This window comes from Variovorax sucrosi (genome assembly GCF_051216635.1).
In the GTDB taxonomy this organism is placed as follows: Bacteria; Pseudomonadota; Gammaproteobacteria; order Burkholderiales; family Burkholderiaceae_C; genus Variovorax.
On record NZ_JBPJZU010000005.1, the window covers coordinates 353,705 to 367,970 of the forward strand.

The following is a 14,266-nucleotide window of genomic DNA, read 5'->3' on the forward strand; positions in this document are numbered from 1 at the left end:
GCATGTTGCTGTCTGCGTGGATCAGCGGGCTGGGGCTCGGGAGCATGTACGGGCTGATCGCCCTGGGCTTCTACGTCACCTACGCCGTGTCGGGCACCGTCAACTTCGCGCAGGGCAGCGCGATGATGCTGGGCGCGGTGTTCACCTTCTGGTTCGCACAGACGCTGGGCTGGCCGATGCCGCTGGCTATCGTGCTGGCGCTCGCGCTGTGCGGTGTGTACGGGCTGGTGGTCGAGTTCGTGGCCGTGCGGCCCTTCGCGAGCCGCGGCTCCGACGCGTGGCTGATGGCCACGGTCGCGCTCGGCATCGTGGTCGACAACGCGGTGATGTTCACCTTCGGCAAGGAGCCGCGCAGCCTGCCGTCGCCGCTCGCGGTCACGCCGCTGCAGATCGGTGACATCGGCCTGGGCGTGTACCCGCTTCAATTGATCATTCCCGTCGTCGGCCTGGCGCTGGCGGCGGCGCTGCACGTCATCGCGCGCCGCACGCGCTGGGGCATCGGCATGCTGGCGGTGGTGCAGAACCCGGCGGCCGCGCGGCTGATGGGCATCCCGATCCGCCGCGCCGTGGCGGTGGCCTTCGCGCTGTCGGCGGTGTTCGCCGGCGTGGCGGGCGTGCTCATCGCGCCGCTCTTCAACGTGCAGGCCGACATGGGCACGCTGTTCGGCCTCAAGGCCTTCGCGGTCGCGATCCTCGGGGGCATCACCAGCGCCTGGGGCGTGATGATCGCGGGTCTGCTCTTCGGCCTGGCCGAGGCGCTGATCACGTCGACGCTCGGTTCCGGCTACACGCAGATCCTCACCTTCGCGCTGGTGATCGTGGTGCTCGCGATGCGGCCGCACGGGCTGTTCGGCCGCGCAGCGGTGAAGAAGGTATGAGCGCGTCCAAGGGGTTGCGCTGGCCCGCGCTGATCGGGCTCGTCGGGTTGATGGTCGCGGGCGTCGCGCTGGCGGCGACGGTCAATGGCTACTACGTCTTCGTGCTGGCCAACGTCGCGCTGTTCGCAATCGTCGGCATCGGGCTCAACGTGCTGGTGGGGCTGACGGGGCAGGTGTCCTTTGGCCACGTCGGCTTCTATGCGATCGGCGCGTACGCGGTCGCCATCCTCACGGGCAAGGCCGGCTGGAGCTTCTGGGCGGCCTGGCCGGTCGGTGCGCTGCTGGCCGGCGCGATGGGCGCGCTGCTGGCGCTGCCGGCGTTGCGCGCCCGGGGGCCGTACCTCGCGATGATCACCATCGCCTTCGGCTTCATCGTGGAGCACGCGATCGTCGAGGCGCGCGACCTGACGGGCGGGCAGAACGGCATCATGGGCATCGCCGGCCCGGTGCTCGGCGGCTTCGCGCAGGGCGAGCGCGCGGCGGCGATGCTGGCCGTGCTCACGGCCGGCGTGGCGCTCGCGGCCTTCGCGCTGCTGTCGCGCGGCGGCTGGGGCGCGGCGATGCGCGCGGTGCGCGACAGCGAGACCGCGGCCGAATCGATCGGCCTCGATCCGCTGCGCATCAAGACGGTGGCCTTCGCGGTCTCCGCGCTGTGCGCGGGCGCGGCGGGCGGCTTGTTTGCGCCGCTGTCGGGCTTCGTTACGCCGCACACCTTCGGCTTCGGGCAGTCGATCCTCTTCGTGTTGGTCGTGATGATCGGTGGCGCGGGCTCCATCGGCGGGCCCTTGGTCGGCGCGCTCATCGTCGGCCTGCTGCCCGAAGCGCTGGCGAGCCTGGAGGAATACCGACTGCTGTTCTTCGGTCTGCTGCTGCTGGTCGTGCTGTGGGCCGCACCGGATGGCGCGGCGGGCCTGTGGCGCCGCGTGATGGCGCGCGTCCTGCCCGCGAAGGCGCTGGTGCCGACAACATCGTCGAAAGTGTCCGCTGCGCTGCCGCCGCGCGCGCTCGGCGCACCGCTCGCAGCCGATGGCCTGACGATGCAGTTCGGCGGCGTGCGCGCCGTGAGCGATCTCGGCTTCGAGACGCGCGCCGGCGGCATCACCAGCCTGATCGGCCCCAACGGTGCCGGCAAGACCACGGCGCTCAACATGCTGAGCGGCTTCTACAGGCCCACGGGCGGCGGCTTTCGGCTCGGCGCCGCGCCGCTGCAGGGGCTGCGCGCCTTCCGCATCGCACGGGCCGGCGTGGCGCGCACCTACCAGACCTCGCAGCTCTTCGGCAGCCTCAGCGTCGAAGACAACGTCGCGCTCGCGCTGGGCCGCGGAACGCTCGGGCCGTTGCTCGGCGCGCAGCGCTTCCGTGCCGAATCGGCACGCGCCCAGGCGCGCCAGCTGCTGGCCTTCTGCGGTTACACCGGCGCGGCCGGCACCCCAGCCGCCGACCTGGCGCACGTCGACCGCCGTCTGGTCGAGATCGCCCGCGCGCTGGCCACGTCGCCGCAGGCACTGCTGCTCGATGAGCCGGCGGCCGGCCTGTCGCGCGAGGACAAGGCGCAACTCGCCGCGCTGCTGCAGCGCATCGCCGCGGCCGGCATCGGCGTGCTGCTGGTCGAGCACGACATGGAACTGGTCATGGGCATCTCGCAGCACATCGTGGTGCTCGACGCCGGCCAGCGCCTGGCGGTCGGCGACGTCGCCGCGATCCAGGCCGACCCGGCGGTGCGCAAGGCCTATCTGGGCGAGGCGATGGTGTCGGGGGATGCGAGGGTTGCGCGCCACGCCGTGCCCGCTGATGCACCCGAGGTGCTCGGCGTCGGTGCGCTCGTCACCGGCTACGGCGCAAGTCCGGTGCTGCACGGCATCGACCTGCGCGTGAAGCGCGGCGAGCTGGTCGCGCTGCTGGGCGCCAACGGCGCGGGCAAGTCGACGCTGATGCGTTCGCTCGCCGGCCTGCACCGGCCGGTGAAGGGTGGCATCCACCTCGAAGGCACCGAACTCACCGGCCTGCCCGCCGAGCAGATCGTCGCGCGCGGCCTGGTGCTGGTGCCCGAGGGGCGGCAGGTGTTCCCGGAACTGAGCGTGCGTGACAACATCCGCCTCGGCGCCTTCCTCGACAGCCGCGATGTCGACGCGCGCCTCGAATCGATGCTGCAGCGCTTCCCGCGCCTGCGCGAACGGCTGCACCAGCGCGCGGGGCTGCTGTCGGGCGGCGAGCAGCAGATGCTCGCCATCGCCCGCGGCCTGATGTCGAAGCCGCGTGTGCTGCTGCTCGACGAACCGTCGCTGGGCCTCGCGCCCAAGGTGATCGCCGAGCTGTTCGAGGCGCTCGATGCGTTGCGCAGCGAAGGACTCACGGTGGTGCTGGTCGACCAGATGGCGGCGCTTGCGCTGGCGCTGTGCGACCGCGCGTACGTGATCGAGGGCGGGCGCATCGTCGCGCAGGGCAGCGCGGCCGAGATCGCGGCGGACGGCGCGCTGGCGCGGGCGTACCTCGGGGCGTCCTGAAGCGCGTCCTGGGGCGCACCCGGCGGGGCCTCCCGCTGCCCGGCACAATCGCTGGATGCGTTTTTTCAAGGACCTGAGTCTCTCGGCCTTCACCGCCGGCTTCGTCGCGGTGCTGGTGGGCTTCACCAGCTCGGTCGTCATCGTGTTCCAGGCCGCACAGGCCTTCGGGGCCACGCCGGAAATGATCGCGTCGTGGATGTGGGCGCTCGGCCTGGGCATGGGGCTGATGTCGGTGCTGACGTCGCTGTGGCTGCGCAAGCCGGTGATGGTCGCCTGGAGCACGCCCGGCGCGGCGGTGCTGGCCACGGCCGGCGCCGGCTATGGCATGGGCGAGGCGGTCGGTGCCTTCATCGTCTGCGCGGCGCTCATCACGCTGGCCGGCGCTTCCGGGTGGTTCGAGCGGGTGATGAACCGAATCCCGATGGCGATCGCGTCGGCGCTGCTGGCCGGCGTGCTGGCGCGCTTCGGGCTCTCGGCTTTTGCGGCAGCGCAGACCGCGCTGCCGCTGGTGCTGCTGATGCTCGGCACCTACCTGATCGGCAAGCGGCTCGTACCGCGCTATGCGGTGCCGCTCACGCTGGTGGTCGCCATCGGCTATGCGGCGCTGCGTGGCGAACTGGCCTGGTCGGCGGTGCACCTCAGCCTGGCGATACCGGTGTTCACCATGCCCGTCTTCACCTGGCAGGCGGCGGTGAGCCTGGCGCTGCCGCTCTTCGTGGTGACCATGGCCTCGCAGAACCTCCCGGGCGTGGCGGCGATCCGTGCGGCCGGCTACGACCTGCCGATCTCCAAGATCATCGCGCTCACCGGCGTGACGACCTTGGTGCTCGCGCCCTTCGGCGGCTTTGCGCTCAATCTGAGTGCCATCACCGCGGCCATCTGCATGGGGCGCGAGGCGCATGAAGACCCGGCGCGGCGCTACACGGCGGCCGTGAGCTGCGGCGCCATCTACGTCGTGATCGGTCTCTTCGGCACCGCCGTGACGGGCCTGCTGACCGCCTTCCCCAAGGAACTGGTCGCGGCCATCGCGGGGCTGGCGCTGCTTGGGACCATTGGCGGTGGGCTGGCGGCCGCGGTGCGCGATGAGTCGCACCGCGAAGCCGCGCTCATCACCTTTCTGGTCACACTGTCGGGCGTGACGATCGTCGGCATCGGGTCGGCTTTCTGGGGTGTGGTGGCCGGCGCGCTCGCGCTGGCGATCCAGCAGATCGGCAAAAGGGCCGCCACGGGCAAGGACATCGCACCTGCCTGCAAGATCAAGCAAGACAGCAAGGCGGCCATCCGGGCCGCTGGAAAGACACCATGAGCCGCAACATCCTCTTCGTCGCCGACCCGCTCGACCAGTTCAAGATCTACAAGGACACGACCTTCTCGATGATGCGCGAGGCGCAGCGTCGCGGATGGCGCATCGCCGCCTGCCTGCCGCAGGACCTGACGTGGAAGTCGGGCGGCGTGGTCACGGCGAACGTCAAGCAGATCACGCTGACCGGTGACGCGCGCGACTGGTATGCCGTCGACATCGACGAGTCGAAGGCCCTGAAGGATTTCGACGTCGTGCTCATGCGGAAAGACCCGCCCTTCGATGCCGAGTACATCTACGCCACGCACCTGCTCGAGCAGGCCGAGCGCGAAGGTGCGCGCGTGGTCAACAAGCCGCGGGCGCTGCGCGACCATCCGGAAAAGCTCGCGATCATGGAGTTCCCGCAGTTCGTCACGCCGACGCTGGTAACCCGCAGTGCGGGCGCGGTGCGCGACTTCCATGCCGAGCACGGCGACATCATTCTCAAGCCGCTCGACGGCATGGGCGGCATGGGCATCTTCCGCGTGAAGCAGGATGCGATGAACCTCGGCTCCATCATCGAGACGCTCAACAAGGACGGCGCCGAGACGATCATGGTGCAGCGCTTCGTGCCGCAGATCGTCGACGGCGACAAGCGCATCCTGATCATCGGCGGCGTCCCCGCGCCCTTTGTGCTGGCGCGCATTCCGCAGGGCACCGAGGTGCGCGGCAACCTGGCAGCCGGCGGCAAGGGCGTGGCCCAGCCGCTGACACCGCGCAACCGCGAGATCGCCGAAACGGTGGGCCAGGCGCTGGCGCCGCGCGGCCTGCTGCTGATCGGCCTCGACGTGATCGGCGACAGCGTCACCGAGATCAACGTGACCAGCCCGACCTGCTTCCAGGAGATCACCGAGCAGACGGGCTTCGACGTGCCGGCGATGTTCATCGATGCGCTGGAAGCGGAATTGAAAAAGGGACCGTGAGGTCCCTTCGGGTGTGAGCGCGGTGGCGCCCGCTGTCAGAACTCGACCGAGGCGGTCAGGCTGAAGGTGCGTGGATTGCCGAGCACCAGGTAGCCCGAGTTCGGGTAGCCGCCGACCGAGGCCCAGTAGTCGCGATCGGTCACGTTGTCGATGCGCGCGCGCAGCGTCACCAGCTTGCCGGCCATCTCCGTCACGTAGCGCGCACCGATGTCCAGACGCGACCAGCCCGGCACGCGCAGCGTGTTGGTGGCATTGGCATAGCTGCTGCCCGAGGCGACAACGCGCGCATCGAAGGACAGGCCCGTCACGCCCGGCACGCTCCAGTCGACGCCGATGCTGCCTTGGCGCTTCGGCACACCGATGACATCCTTGCCGTCCGTGGTGGCGCTGCCGGTTTCCTTCTGCTCGGCGTCGAGCAGCGTCAGACCACCCAGCACGCGCAGGCCTTTGACCGGCTCGCCGAAGATGGTGAACTCGATGCCCTGGTGGCGGTCCTTGCCAGCCGACGTGAAGAAGCCGTTGTCCACCAGCGCGCGCGGCTTTTCCGTCGAGAAGAAGGCCACGTTGCCGCCGATGTTGCCGCCGTCGTATTTGACGCCGACCTCCTTCTGCTTGGACACGTAGGGCTTGAGCTGTTCGCCCACGTTGCGGACAAGGAGGTCGTTCGACCGGGCCGGCGCCGTCTCGCCCTGCGACAGGCTTTCAATGTAGTTGGCGTACACCGAGAGATCGTTGCGCGCCTTGAAGACCAGGCCGACCACCGGGCTGGTCCGGCCTTCGCTGTACGACGTGATGTCGCCCCCGGGGGACAGCACCGTACCACTGCTGACGGTGCGGTAGGAGGTGTCGCGGGTGGCAATGTTCTGGTTGCGCAGACCGAGGGTCAGCCGCGCGCGGTCGTCAAGGAACGACAGCGTGTCGCCGATGGCAAAACTGTTCAGGCGTGTTTCGCCGTTGATGGCGGGGCTGCTGAGATCGTTGCCCAGGAAGTTCAGGCCGGTCTGCGGGGAGTAGCGTGGCGAGTAGATGTTCGAAGCGAGCGAGTTCGCGGCGCCGGTGCTCATGCCGTAAGCGTTCTTCTTCTCCAGGCCGAAGTAAGACGCGGCGAGCACCCATTCGTGGCCCACGCTGCCGGTGCGCAGCTTGCCGCGCAAGCCGATCTCCGCGGTTTTCACGTCGTCTTCCCGCGTGTTGTCGAAGCGCGACGTGGTGAAGGCGCCCGTGCTGCCGTTCGACACCGTGGCACCGGCCAGCGAGTTGGCTTCGTGGCTGCTGCGCACACCCGCGGCCGCCCAAGCCGTGATGTCCGAGGTGATGTCGTATTCGCCGCGCACCGTGCCGAAGGTGTCGCGTTCGTTCGAGAAGGTCCAGGGCTGGGCGAAGTTGGTCTTGTTGTCGGGCGCGGTCGGCACCACGGTCACGGCGGCACCCAGCGTCACATTGGGTCGCGTGTTGCGCAGGCGGTGTTCCTGGTGGCCGATGTCGGCGGAAATGCGGGCGTTGCGGCTGCGCCAGTCGAGGCCGACGGAGACCACATCGAGCTTGACGTCTTCGTCGTCCACCGCCGTGCCACCGTCGCGGTGTGCGGCGTTGATGCGGATGCCGGTGCTCTGGTCGGGGCCGAAGCGGCGCGAGATGTCGGCCGCCACGTAACCCTGCGAACCGCTGGAAACACCGGCCGTGACCTGCGTCAGCGGATCGGTGCCTGCGCGCTTGGGCAGCAGGTTGATGTTGCCACCGATGCCGCCGCCGCTGGGCGTCGCGCCGGTCAGGAAGGCGCTCGCACCGCGCAGCACTTCGACGCGTTCGAACAGCTCCGACGAGATGTACTGGCGCGGCAGCAGGCCGTACAAGCCGTTGTAGGCAATGTCATCGGAATTCACGATGAAGCCGCGGATGAAGTACGACTCCTGGAAGTTGCCGAAGCCGCGCGCCACGCGCACCGTCGGGTCATTCAGCAGCACGTCGGCCACGCTCTTGGCCTGCTGATTCTGGATGAGTTCGTTGGTGTAGCTCGTCGTCGAAAACGGCGTGCTCATGACGTCCTGCGTGCCCAGAATGCCGACCCGCCCACCCCGTGCCACCTGGCCTCCCGCATAGGGCTTGGCGAGGCCCTCGGCCGACGCGTCTGCGCTGGCTTCGACCGTCACGGTCGACAAGGTGCCGCTGTTTTCCGTGGGCGCCGTCTGCGCCAGCGCGGCAAAGGCATGAAGGGCGAGCGCGGCGGCGATCGTGACGGGGTGAAGGCGGAAGGCGGGGCTGGACATGGGAGTTCCGTGGGGTCGAATGAATGCAAATGAGAATGGTTATTATTCATTTCATTGCCTTTCAACCCGCACCGGTCCTGCCGATGTGGCTCGGCCGCAACGCTGAACCGCAGCGGTCCGGGGCTCAGCCGGCGCGCCGTCCGTCCACGAACACCGCGAGTTCGCCCGGTGCGAAGGCGGTCCAGGCCTCGTTGGTGGTGAGCGGCGCGGTCACCACCACGGCCACACGATCGTCCGGCGTCGTGTGCTGGGCGAAGTCGATCGCCACGTCCTCGTCGGCCAGGTGGGCCCCCATGAACGGATGCTGCCGCTCGACGTACCAGAGGTTCGTCGATGCATGCGCCCACAACGCCTGGCCGTTCGACAGCATGAAATTGAAGGTGCCGTGCCGAGCCAGTTGCGGCGCCAGCTCGCGCAGCGTCAGGGTGAGCTCGGCCACGCTGGGCACGTCCGCGTGCGACTTGGCCAGTTCCTGCATGACCCAGCAGAAGGCGTGCTCGCTGTCGGTGTCGCCCACCGGATGGAAATTGCCGTGCAGACGCGGGCGGAAGTCCTTCAGGTCGCCGTTGTGCGCGAACACCCAGTAGCGGCCCCAGAGCTCGCGCACGAAGGGGTGGCAGTTCTGCAGGTTGACACGGCCCTGCGTCGCCTTGCGGATGTGCGCGATGACGTTGCGGCTCTGGATCGGGTAGCGGCGGATCAGTTCCGCCACCGGCGACTCGCAGGCCGGCAGGTGGTCGACGAAGTGGCGCAGCCCGCGGTCTTCGAAAAAGGCGATGCCCCAGCCGTCGGCATGGTGGTCGGTGCGGCCGCCGCGCTGCGCGAAGCCGGTGAAGCTGAAGGTCACGTCCGTCGGCGTGTTGCAGTTCATCCCGAGCAACTGGCACATGGGTCAGGTCTCCTGCCGCACGGGCAATGGGGCGCGCAGCTGCCAGGCTGCGCAGATGGCCAGGGCGCACAGCGCCGACAGCATGAGGAACACCTCGTTGAAGGCCGCCAGCCGCGCCGGGCTGGTGGCGGCCTGCGCGAGCGAGTCGCCATGCGCTGCCAGGCGCCATTCGAGCGCGATGGCGCAGAGGCTCACGCCCGCCGCGCCGCCGAGCATGCGCAGAAAGCTGATCGCGCTGGCGCCCTGCGGAATGAGCGGCTTGGCCAGCGGGCGCATGGCGCCGAGGTTGAGCGAAGGCAGGATGAAGCCCAGCCCGATGCGCCCGACGATGGCGAAGGCCACCAGCAGCCACAGCGTGCTGCCCAGGGTCAGCACCTTCATCAGCGCGAAAGACACGGCCAGCAACGCCAGCCCGATGCTGACCAGCAGCCAGGTCGGCTTGCGGTCGGCCAGCCGGCCGACCAGCGCGATGGAGAGGGCCAGCACGATGCCGGCCGGTAGCATGATGGTGCCGACATGCGAAGCCGACAGGTGCAGCGCGACCTGCATGTACACCGGCAGCAGGTAGGTCGAGCCGAACAGCGCCGCGCCGTAGATGAACGACACCACGCTGCCCATCGCGAACGACCGGTAGCCGAAGAGCGCCATGTTCATGAGCGGCGCGCCGCCACCGGCCGCCAGGCGCTTCTGCCACGCCACGAAAACGGCCAGCGACAGCACGGCGCCCAGCAGCAGCAAGGCGGCTTCGAGCGGCGCATCGCCCCGCAGCCCGACCAGGCCATTCAAGAGGCACAGCGTGCCGACCAGCCCGATGAGCAGGCCGCGCCAGTCCAGCCCGCCCGCGCGCATGGCGGTGACGCCGCCCGGCGCCGTGGTCGGCACGAACTTGTAGGCCAGCCAGATCGATGCGAGGCAGAACGGCACCACCATGAAGAAGATGGAGCGCCAGCCGAACAGGTCGACCAGCACGCCGCCGATGCTCGGGCCGATGGCTGGCGCCAGCACCACGCCCATGCCGAAGATGCCGCTGGCGCGGCCCTGCTCGTGCGGCTCGAAGGCGCGCAGGATGATGATGGCCGGAATCGGCTGCACCACGCCCGCGGCCAGCCCCTCGGCCACGCGCGCCAGCAGCACCAGCGAGAAGTCGTTGGCCAGCCCGCCGGCAACGCCGCCGGCCAGCAGCAGCACCATGGTGCCGACATAGGTGCGCCGGTAGCCGTAGCGCCCCAGCAGCCAGGGCGTGGTGAGCATCGAGACCGTCATGGCGACCATGAAGCCCGAGCTGACCCACTGCGCGCGCTCCTGACCGAGGGCGAAGTGGTGGCTCATGCCCGGAATCGCGACGTTCACGATCGTCGACGACATGATCGAGGCCATCGTGCCGACCATCACCGACATCAGCAGAAGCCAGCGGTAGCGCTCGCCGTAGCGGCTGCGCAGGGAGGGAAGGGCGGGGTCGGTCATCGTGGGCGGAGGCACAGCGGGCGCGGTCGGGCTGTCCTACAAGGATACGGGGCTTTGCGCCGCCGGGCGTTGGGGGAGGGCGCGGACAATGGAACGGCTGTCTCACGCTGCGCGTTCGCGCATTCATGCAAGTAAAAGAACATACACCATGGAATCTTCTCTCAACGACAGCGGCCAGGCCGCCGCGTCGAACGATCGGGCCGACGCGGCCCCCGGCGATGGCTTGGCCGCCGACCTGCGCGCGCCCACCATCAGCCGTGCCTACCAGTGCCAATGCGGCCGCCCGGTGTTCCTGGGCAACAGCCAATGCCTCGCCTGCCGGACGCCCCTCGGCTACGTGACCGAGCGCCTCGGCGTGGTGCCGCTCGCGCCTGCCACCCACGACAACGCCGAGCCCGACACTTTCACCGTGTTCGGCGACACCGGCGGCAAGGCCTGGCGCCGCTGCGCCAACTTCCTGAGCGCCGCCGGCTGCAACTGGATGGTGCCGGCACCGCGCGGCGGCGACGGCCCCGCCTTCAACACCGAGGGGCTGGCGCCGGGCTTCTGCCTGTCGTGCAGCAGCACGCGCACCATTCCCGACCTGTCGGTGGAGAGCAACGGCGACCTGTGGCGCAAGCTCGAACAGGCCAAGCGCCGCCTGCTGTCGCAACTGCTCGCATTGGGCCTGCCGGTGGTCACGCGCTACACCGATCCGGTGCATGGCCTGGCCTTCGACTTCCTCGGCAACATGCCCGGCGGGCCGCATGTGCTCACCGGCCATGAAGAAGGCGTGATAACGCTCAATGCCGAAGAGGCGGAGGACGCGGTGCGCGAGCGCATCCGTGCCGAGATGCGCGAGCCCTACCGCACGCTCGTCGGCCACTTCCGCCACGAGATCGGCCACTACTACTGGGACCTGCTGGTCTTCCCCACGCCCTGGGTCGACGACTACCGCGCCCTGTTCGGCGACGAACGTGCCGACTACGCCACCGCCCTGCGCAGCCACTACGAGAACGGTCCGCCGGCCGACTGGGCCATCCGCTTCGTCACCAGCTACGCCAGTTCGCATCCGTGGGAAGACTGGGCCGAGACCTGGGCGCACTACCTGCACATGGCCGACACGGCCGACACGGCCATGAGTTTCGGCGTCGATGCGCAGAATGTCGAATTGGCGAGCGACCTGTTCGAGCCGTCCGACCTGTGGCAGCCCGACCATCCCGGGGCGCTGAAGTTTCTCGACTTTCTCAACGGCTGGGTGCGCCTGACCAACGTGCTGAACGAACTCTCGCGCAGCATGGGCCAGCCCGACTACTACCCCTTCGTGCTGCCGCGCGCCACGGTGGGCAAGCTGCAGTTCATCCACCAGGTCATCACCGAGCAGCGCCAGCGCAGCCAGACCGGTGCCGTGCAGTCGGAGGAAACCGGGACCGACGTGGCGCCCACCGACGAGCCGCCAACCGCCCCGGCGCCCGTGGCCCCGCTACCCGTGGAGCCGGCGATGGTCACGCAAGGCCAAACGCAGACGCAGACGCAGCAGCCCTTCTTCCATACCGGTTTGCAGCAGAACCAAGGCTTGTTGCGGAACGCTGGCGACGCTCAGCAGCGCTGAGCTGGCAGGCGGCGATCAGGCCACGCCGCCAGCTCGTTCAGTGCCTGCCGCACAGCGGGCACAGATGCAAGCCAGGCCTCGGGCGGGTTCTGGAATGCGCGCCCGCAGCGCTTCGCTGAAAGTGGCGGTCATGCACCAGCAGGGGCCTTGGGCGATGCCGGTGCGGCGCTCGGTCTCGGCCGCGCAGGCGTTCGGCGCCTGGCAGAGCGGGCAGCGGGTGGGGTCGGCGATCGGCTCGGCGGGCATGCCGGCATTGTCTCCCGCGCCGTTCGCGGCGCAGTCGCTCAATCCGTGGTCATGAAGGCGAAGTGCGCCGGCATCGGACTGGCTTCAGGCAGCACGTACACCACACCCGCGTGGCTGCCGAATGAAGGCTTCACATGCGCGTCGTAGAACGCAGCCGGCACATTGATGCAGCCGTAGGAAATCCGGTTATCCGCTGGTGTCGGCGACGCCAGACGCTGCAGCCGGCGTTCGGCCTTCTGAGTCGCCCGCACCCGGTGCATGGAAACCGCGGCGCCGTAGTCGACCCACACGATGTCTTCACCCGCCGTGTTGCGGCCCGGCTCGGACACGAAGCGGCCCGCCGGCGTGGTGCGTTCGTACGGCTGGATCTGCGCCATCGGCCGCTCGCCGATGCCGGGCACCGACGCGTCACCGCGCGCCAAGCCCAGCAACACCGGCGAGCTGGCCGCGAGTTGTCCATCGGCGCGGTAGATAAACAGTCGGGCCTTCCTCTTGTCGATCACCGCGAAGGGCTGGCCCTGGGTGTCGCGCGCGGCCACCGCGCGCCGCGCGAACGCCGCTGCATCGACATCGGGGGCGACGGTCGCGGCATGGGCGGGCAGCAGTGCCGCGCTGCACAGCAGGGACGCGGCAAGACGCCGGAGCGGGCGGGTCGACATGGCGGAAATTCCGAACGTTTGAACGAGAGGAGAAGAACGGGCCGGCCCACGCGCTCGTGGCCGGCCCGCAGGCGGTGAAGGGCTTGGGCCCTTCCTCGCGATCAGTTGCGGTCGGCGCGCGCCGGACGCATGGCCGGCGTGGACATCGTGTCCGGCGACCGGGCCGGCATGGTGGTCGTCGTGCCGCTGTTCATCGGCGTGCTGCCGGTGCTCGGGGTCGGGGTGCCGGTCGTGCCCATGGGCGTGCCTTGTTGCGTCTGCTGGCCGGCGCCGGTGGCCGGGTTCGGAGAGCTGGTGTTGGGCGGGTTGCCCTGTGCCATCGCAAGGCCGGCGGTGCCCATCAGCAGGGCGGCGAGAAGGGGAGCGGTGCGCTTGATCATGGTGTATCTCCTGAGTGGATGAAGAACCGAACCGGGGAACCCGGCCGCTGACTCGATGGACAGCTGCGTTCAGCCTAGGAGCTGCCCTCGCATCACCCGTCGGCACGGCGCGCGCTGCGCTGTAGGAGATGCCTGCCGACGTCTGTGCACCAGGGGGCTGCGCGCTTGCCGTCCACCGCTGTCGTTGCCGTTCGCGCGCCCACCTCGTGGGCGGCGCGACCAGCCGTCGGCGCTCAGGTCGGCCGCGGCGGCTTTCGCAGCGCATCGCGCAGCGCACCCACGATGCCGGCCTGGGCCGGCCGCGCGCGCGTCACCATGCCGATCTCGCGGTGGAAGGTCGCCTCGCCCAGCGTGACGACGCGCACACCCTCGGGCACGCGCCAGTTGGCGCGCACGCGCGGCAGCAGGGCGGCGCCCATGCCCAGGCCCGCCAGCTGCACGATGCCTTCGAGCTCATCCATTTCCACGGCGTCCTGCACTTCGATGGCTTCGCTGCGCAGGAAGCGGTCGACCAGCCGGCCGCCGAAGGACGCCCGGTCGTAGCGCAGGAAAGGCTCGTTGGCGAGGATGCGGCGCCAATCGCGTCCTCTGGCCTGCGGCGGCGCGAGCAGCACGAAGGGCTCCTGCCACAGCGGCTCCCACACCAACTCGGGCGGCAGGCTGAAGGGCGGGCGGATCATCACCGCGGCGTCGAGTTCGCCCGCATCCACCATGCCCAGCAGCGCCAGCGACACGCCCGGCACCACGCGCAGCCGCAGCTGCGGCGCGCTGCGCCGCAGCTCGACCAGCGCGGCCGGCAGGCCGCCCGCCTGCACCGAGGCGATGGCGCCGATGCGCAATGCCACCGAGAAGTCCGCGGCGCCTGGCCCGGCGTGCAACTGGTCGGCCATCTGCACCAGCGCCTCGGCGCGCGTGAGCGTGTCGCGGCCGGCGTCGTTGAGCGTGGCGCTGCGGCCTGCGCGGTCGAACAGCGCGAAACCCAGCGAGGCCTCGAGCCGCTGGATCTGCGCGCTCACGGCCGATTGCGTGAGCCCGATGCGTTCGCCGGCGCGCGAGAAGGTGCCGTGGCGGGCGACGGCGATGAAGGTGCGCAGTTCCTTGAGCATCGATACAGATCAATGAAAGT

Annotated in this window: 13 protein-coding genes; 6 read left to right on the plus strand and 7 right to left on the minus strand. The window is 69.6% G+C overall.

Features of this window, described 5'->3' with window-relative positions:
• The first annotated feature begins 2 nt into the window (after positions 1–2).
• Genes ACSFBE_RS12395 through gshB form a run of 4 tightly spaced genes read left to right on the plus strand, consistent with a single transcriptional unit; the run spans position 3 to position 5,644 of the window.
• Positions 3–878 carry a branched-chain amino acid ABC transporter permease gene (locus tag ACSFBE_RS12395; RefSeq protein ID WP_435490693.1) on the plus strand — a complete coding sequence of 292 codons (876 nt, stop codon included), beginning with the start codon at positions 3–5 and terminating at the stop codon, positions 876–878.
• The gene (locus ACSFBE_RS12400; protein ID WP_435490694.1) at positions 875–3,382 is read left to right on the plus strand and encodes a branched-chain amino acid ABC transporter ATP-binding protein/permease; all 2,508 of its coding nucleotides are present in this window, start codon (positions 875–877) and stop codon (positions 3,380–3,382) included. Before ACSFBE_RS12395 ends, ACSFBE_RS12400 begins: the two co-directional genes overlap by 4 nt.
• A gap of 55 nt (positions 3,383–3,437) precedes the next feature.
• Entirely contained in the window at positions 3,438–4,688 is a 1,251-nt protein-coding gene (locus ACSFBE_RS12405; protein WP_435490695.1) for a benzoate/H(+) symporter BenE family transporter, read from the plus strand.
• Entirely contained in the window at positions 4,685–5,644 is a 960-nt protein-coding gene (gene gshB, locus ACSFBE_RS12410; protein WP_435490696.1) for a glutathione synthase, read from the plus strand. The genes ACSFBE_RS12405 and gshB overlap by 4 nt, the downstream gene beginning before the upstream one ends.
• Positions 5,645–5,679: 35 nt before the next feature.
• Here the strand turns inward: gshB and ACSFBE_RS12415 are convergent, their stop codons facing one another.
• The 3 genes from ACSFBE_RS12415 to ACSFBE_RS12425 all read right to left on the minus strand — a co-directional run bounded on the left by ACSFBE_RS12415 (position 5,680) and on the right by ACSFBE_RS12425 (position 10,264).
• Positions 5,680–7,911 (minus strand): TonB-dependent receptor, encoded by a 2,232-nt coding sequence (locus ACSFBE_RS12415; RefSeq protein WP_435490697.1) that lies wholly within the window; start codon positions 7,909–7,911, stop codon positions 5,680–5,682.
• Between the two features lie 124 nt (positions 7,912–8,035).
• Positions 8,036–8,800 (minus strand): class II glutamine amidotransferase, encoded by a 765-nt coding sequence (locus ACSFBE_RS12420; protein ID WP_435490698.1) that lies wholly within the window; start codon positions 8,798–8,800, stop codon positions 8,036–8,038.
• Between the two features lie 3 nt (positions 8,801–8,803).
• Positions 8,804–10,264 (minus strand): MFS transporter, encoded by a 1,461-nt coding sequence (locus tag ACSFBE_RS12425; protein WP_435490699.1) that lies wholly within the window; start codon positions 10,262–10,264, stop codon positions 8,804–8,806.
• 148 nt (positions 10,265–10,412) lie between these two features.
• Here ACSFBE_RS12425 and ACSFBE_RS12430 point away from each other — a divergent pair, with 148 nt between their 5' ends.
• Positions 10,413–11,855 carry a zinc-binding metallopeptidase family protein gene (locus tag ACSFBE_RS12430; RefSeq protein ID WP_435490700.1) on the plus strand — a complete coding sequence of 481 codons (1,443 nt, stop codon included), beginning with the start codon at positions 10,413–10,415 and terminating at the stop codon, positions 11,853–11,855.
• Between the two features lie 15 nt (positions 11,856–11,870).
• Here ACSFBE_RS12430 and ACSFBE_RS12435 read toward each other — a convergent pair whose 3' ends face one another.
• Complete coding sequence (locus ACSFBE_RS12435; protein WP_435490741.1) at positions 11,871–12,011, minus strand: cysteine-rich CWC family protein; 141 nt, start codon at positions 12,009–12,011, stop codon at positions 11,871–11,873.
• On the opposite strand from ACSFBE_RS12435, the gene ACSFBE_RS12440 reads away from it, so the two are divergent.
• Complete coding sequence (locus ACSFBE_RS12440) at positions 11,950–12,156, plus strand: hypothetical protein (protein WP_435490744.1); 207 nt, start codon at positions 11,950–11,952, stop codon at positions 12,154–12,156. The genes ACSFBE_RS12435 and ACSFBE_RS12440 overlap by 62 nt on opposite strands.
• On the opposite strand, the gene ACSFBE_RS12445 is transcribed toward ACSFBE_RS12440, so the two are convergent.
• From ACSFBE_RS12445 to ACSFBE_RS12455, 3 genes are all read right to left on the minus strand, one after another.
• On the minus strand, positions 12,140–12,760 hold the full coding sequence (locus tag ACSFBE_RS12445) for a L,D-transpeptidase (protein WP_435490701.1): 621 nt from the start codon (positions 12,758–12,760) through the stop codon (positions 12,140–12,142). The two genes, ACSFBE_RS12440 and ACSFBE_RS12445, sit on opposite strands and share 17 nt — an antisense overlap.
• A gap of 101 nt (positions 12,761–12,861) precedes the next feature.
• Positions 12,862–13,140, minus strand: a complete 279-nt coding sequence (locus ACSFBE_RS12450; RefSeq protein ID WP_435490702.1) for a proteophosphoglycan ppg4 — start codon at positions 13,138–13,140, stop codon at positions 12,862–12,864.
• Between the two features lie 233 nt (positions 13,141–13,373).
• Positions 13,374–14,246, minus strand: coding sequence for a LysR family transcriptional regulator (locus ACSFBE_RS12455; RefSeq protein ID WP_435490703.1), 873 nt, complete (start codon positions 14,244–14,246; stop codon positions 13,374–13,376).
• Positions 14,247–14,266: the final 20 nt, after the last annotated feature.

Excerpts from the sequence above, each read along its gene's own strand:
- ACSFBE_RS12395 (WP_435490693.1), top strand. The coding sequence starts at position 3 with ATGTTGCTGTCTGCGTGGATCAGCGGGCTGGGGCTCGGGAGCATGTAC.
- ACSFBE_RS12400 (WP_435490694.1), top strand. The coding sequence starts at position 875 with ATGAGCGCGTCCAAGGGGTTGCGCTGGCCCGCGCTGATCGGGCTCGTC.
- ACSFBE_RS12405 (WP_435490695.1), top strand. The coding sequence starts at position 3,438 with ATGCGTTTTTTCAAGGACCTGAGTCTCTCGGCCTTCACCGCCGGCTTC.
- gshB (WP_435490696.1), top strand. The coding sequence starts at position 4,685 with ATGAGCCGCAACATCCTCTTCGTCGCCGACCCGCTCGACCAGTTCAAG.
- ACSFBE_RS12415 (WP_435490697.1), bottom strand. The coding sequence starts at position 7,911 with ATGTCCAGCCCCGCCTTCCGCCTTCACCCCGTCACGATCGCCGCCGCG.
- ACSFBE_RS12420 (WP_435490698.1), bottom strand. The coding sequence starts at position 8,800 with ATGTGCCAGTTGCTCGGGATGAACTGCAACACGCCGACGGACGTGACC.
- ACSFBE_RS12425 (WP_435490699.1), bottom strand. The coding sequence starts at position 10,264 with ATGACCGACCCCGCCCTTCCCTCCCTGCGCAGCCGCTACGGCGAGCGC.
- ACSFBE_RS12430 (WP_435490700.1), top strand. The coding sequence starts at position 10,413 with ATGGAATCTTCTCTCAACGACAGCGGCCAGGCCGCCGCGTCGAACGAT.
- ACSFBE_RS12440 (WP_435490744.1), top strand. The coding sequence starts at position 11,950 with ATGCGCGCCCGCAGCGCTTCGCTGAAAGTGGCGGTCATGCACCAGCAG.
- ACSFBE_RS12445 (WP_435490701.1), bottom strand. The coding sequence starts at position 12,760 with ATGTCGACCCGCCCGCTCCGGCGTCTTGCCGCGTCCCTGCTGTGCAGC.
- ACSFBE_RS12450 (WP_435490702.1), bottom strand. The coding sequence starts at position 13,140 with ATGATCAAGCGCACCGCTCCCCTTCTCGCCGCCCTGCTGATGGGCACC.
- ACSFBE_RS12455 (WP_435490703.1), bottom strand. The coding sequence starts at position 14,246 with ATGCTCAAGGAACTGCGCACCTTCATCGCCGTCGCCCGCCACGGCACC.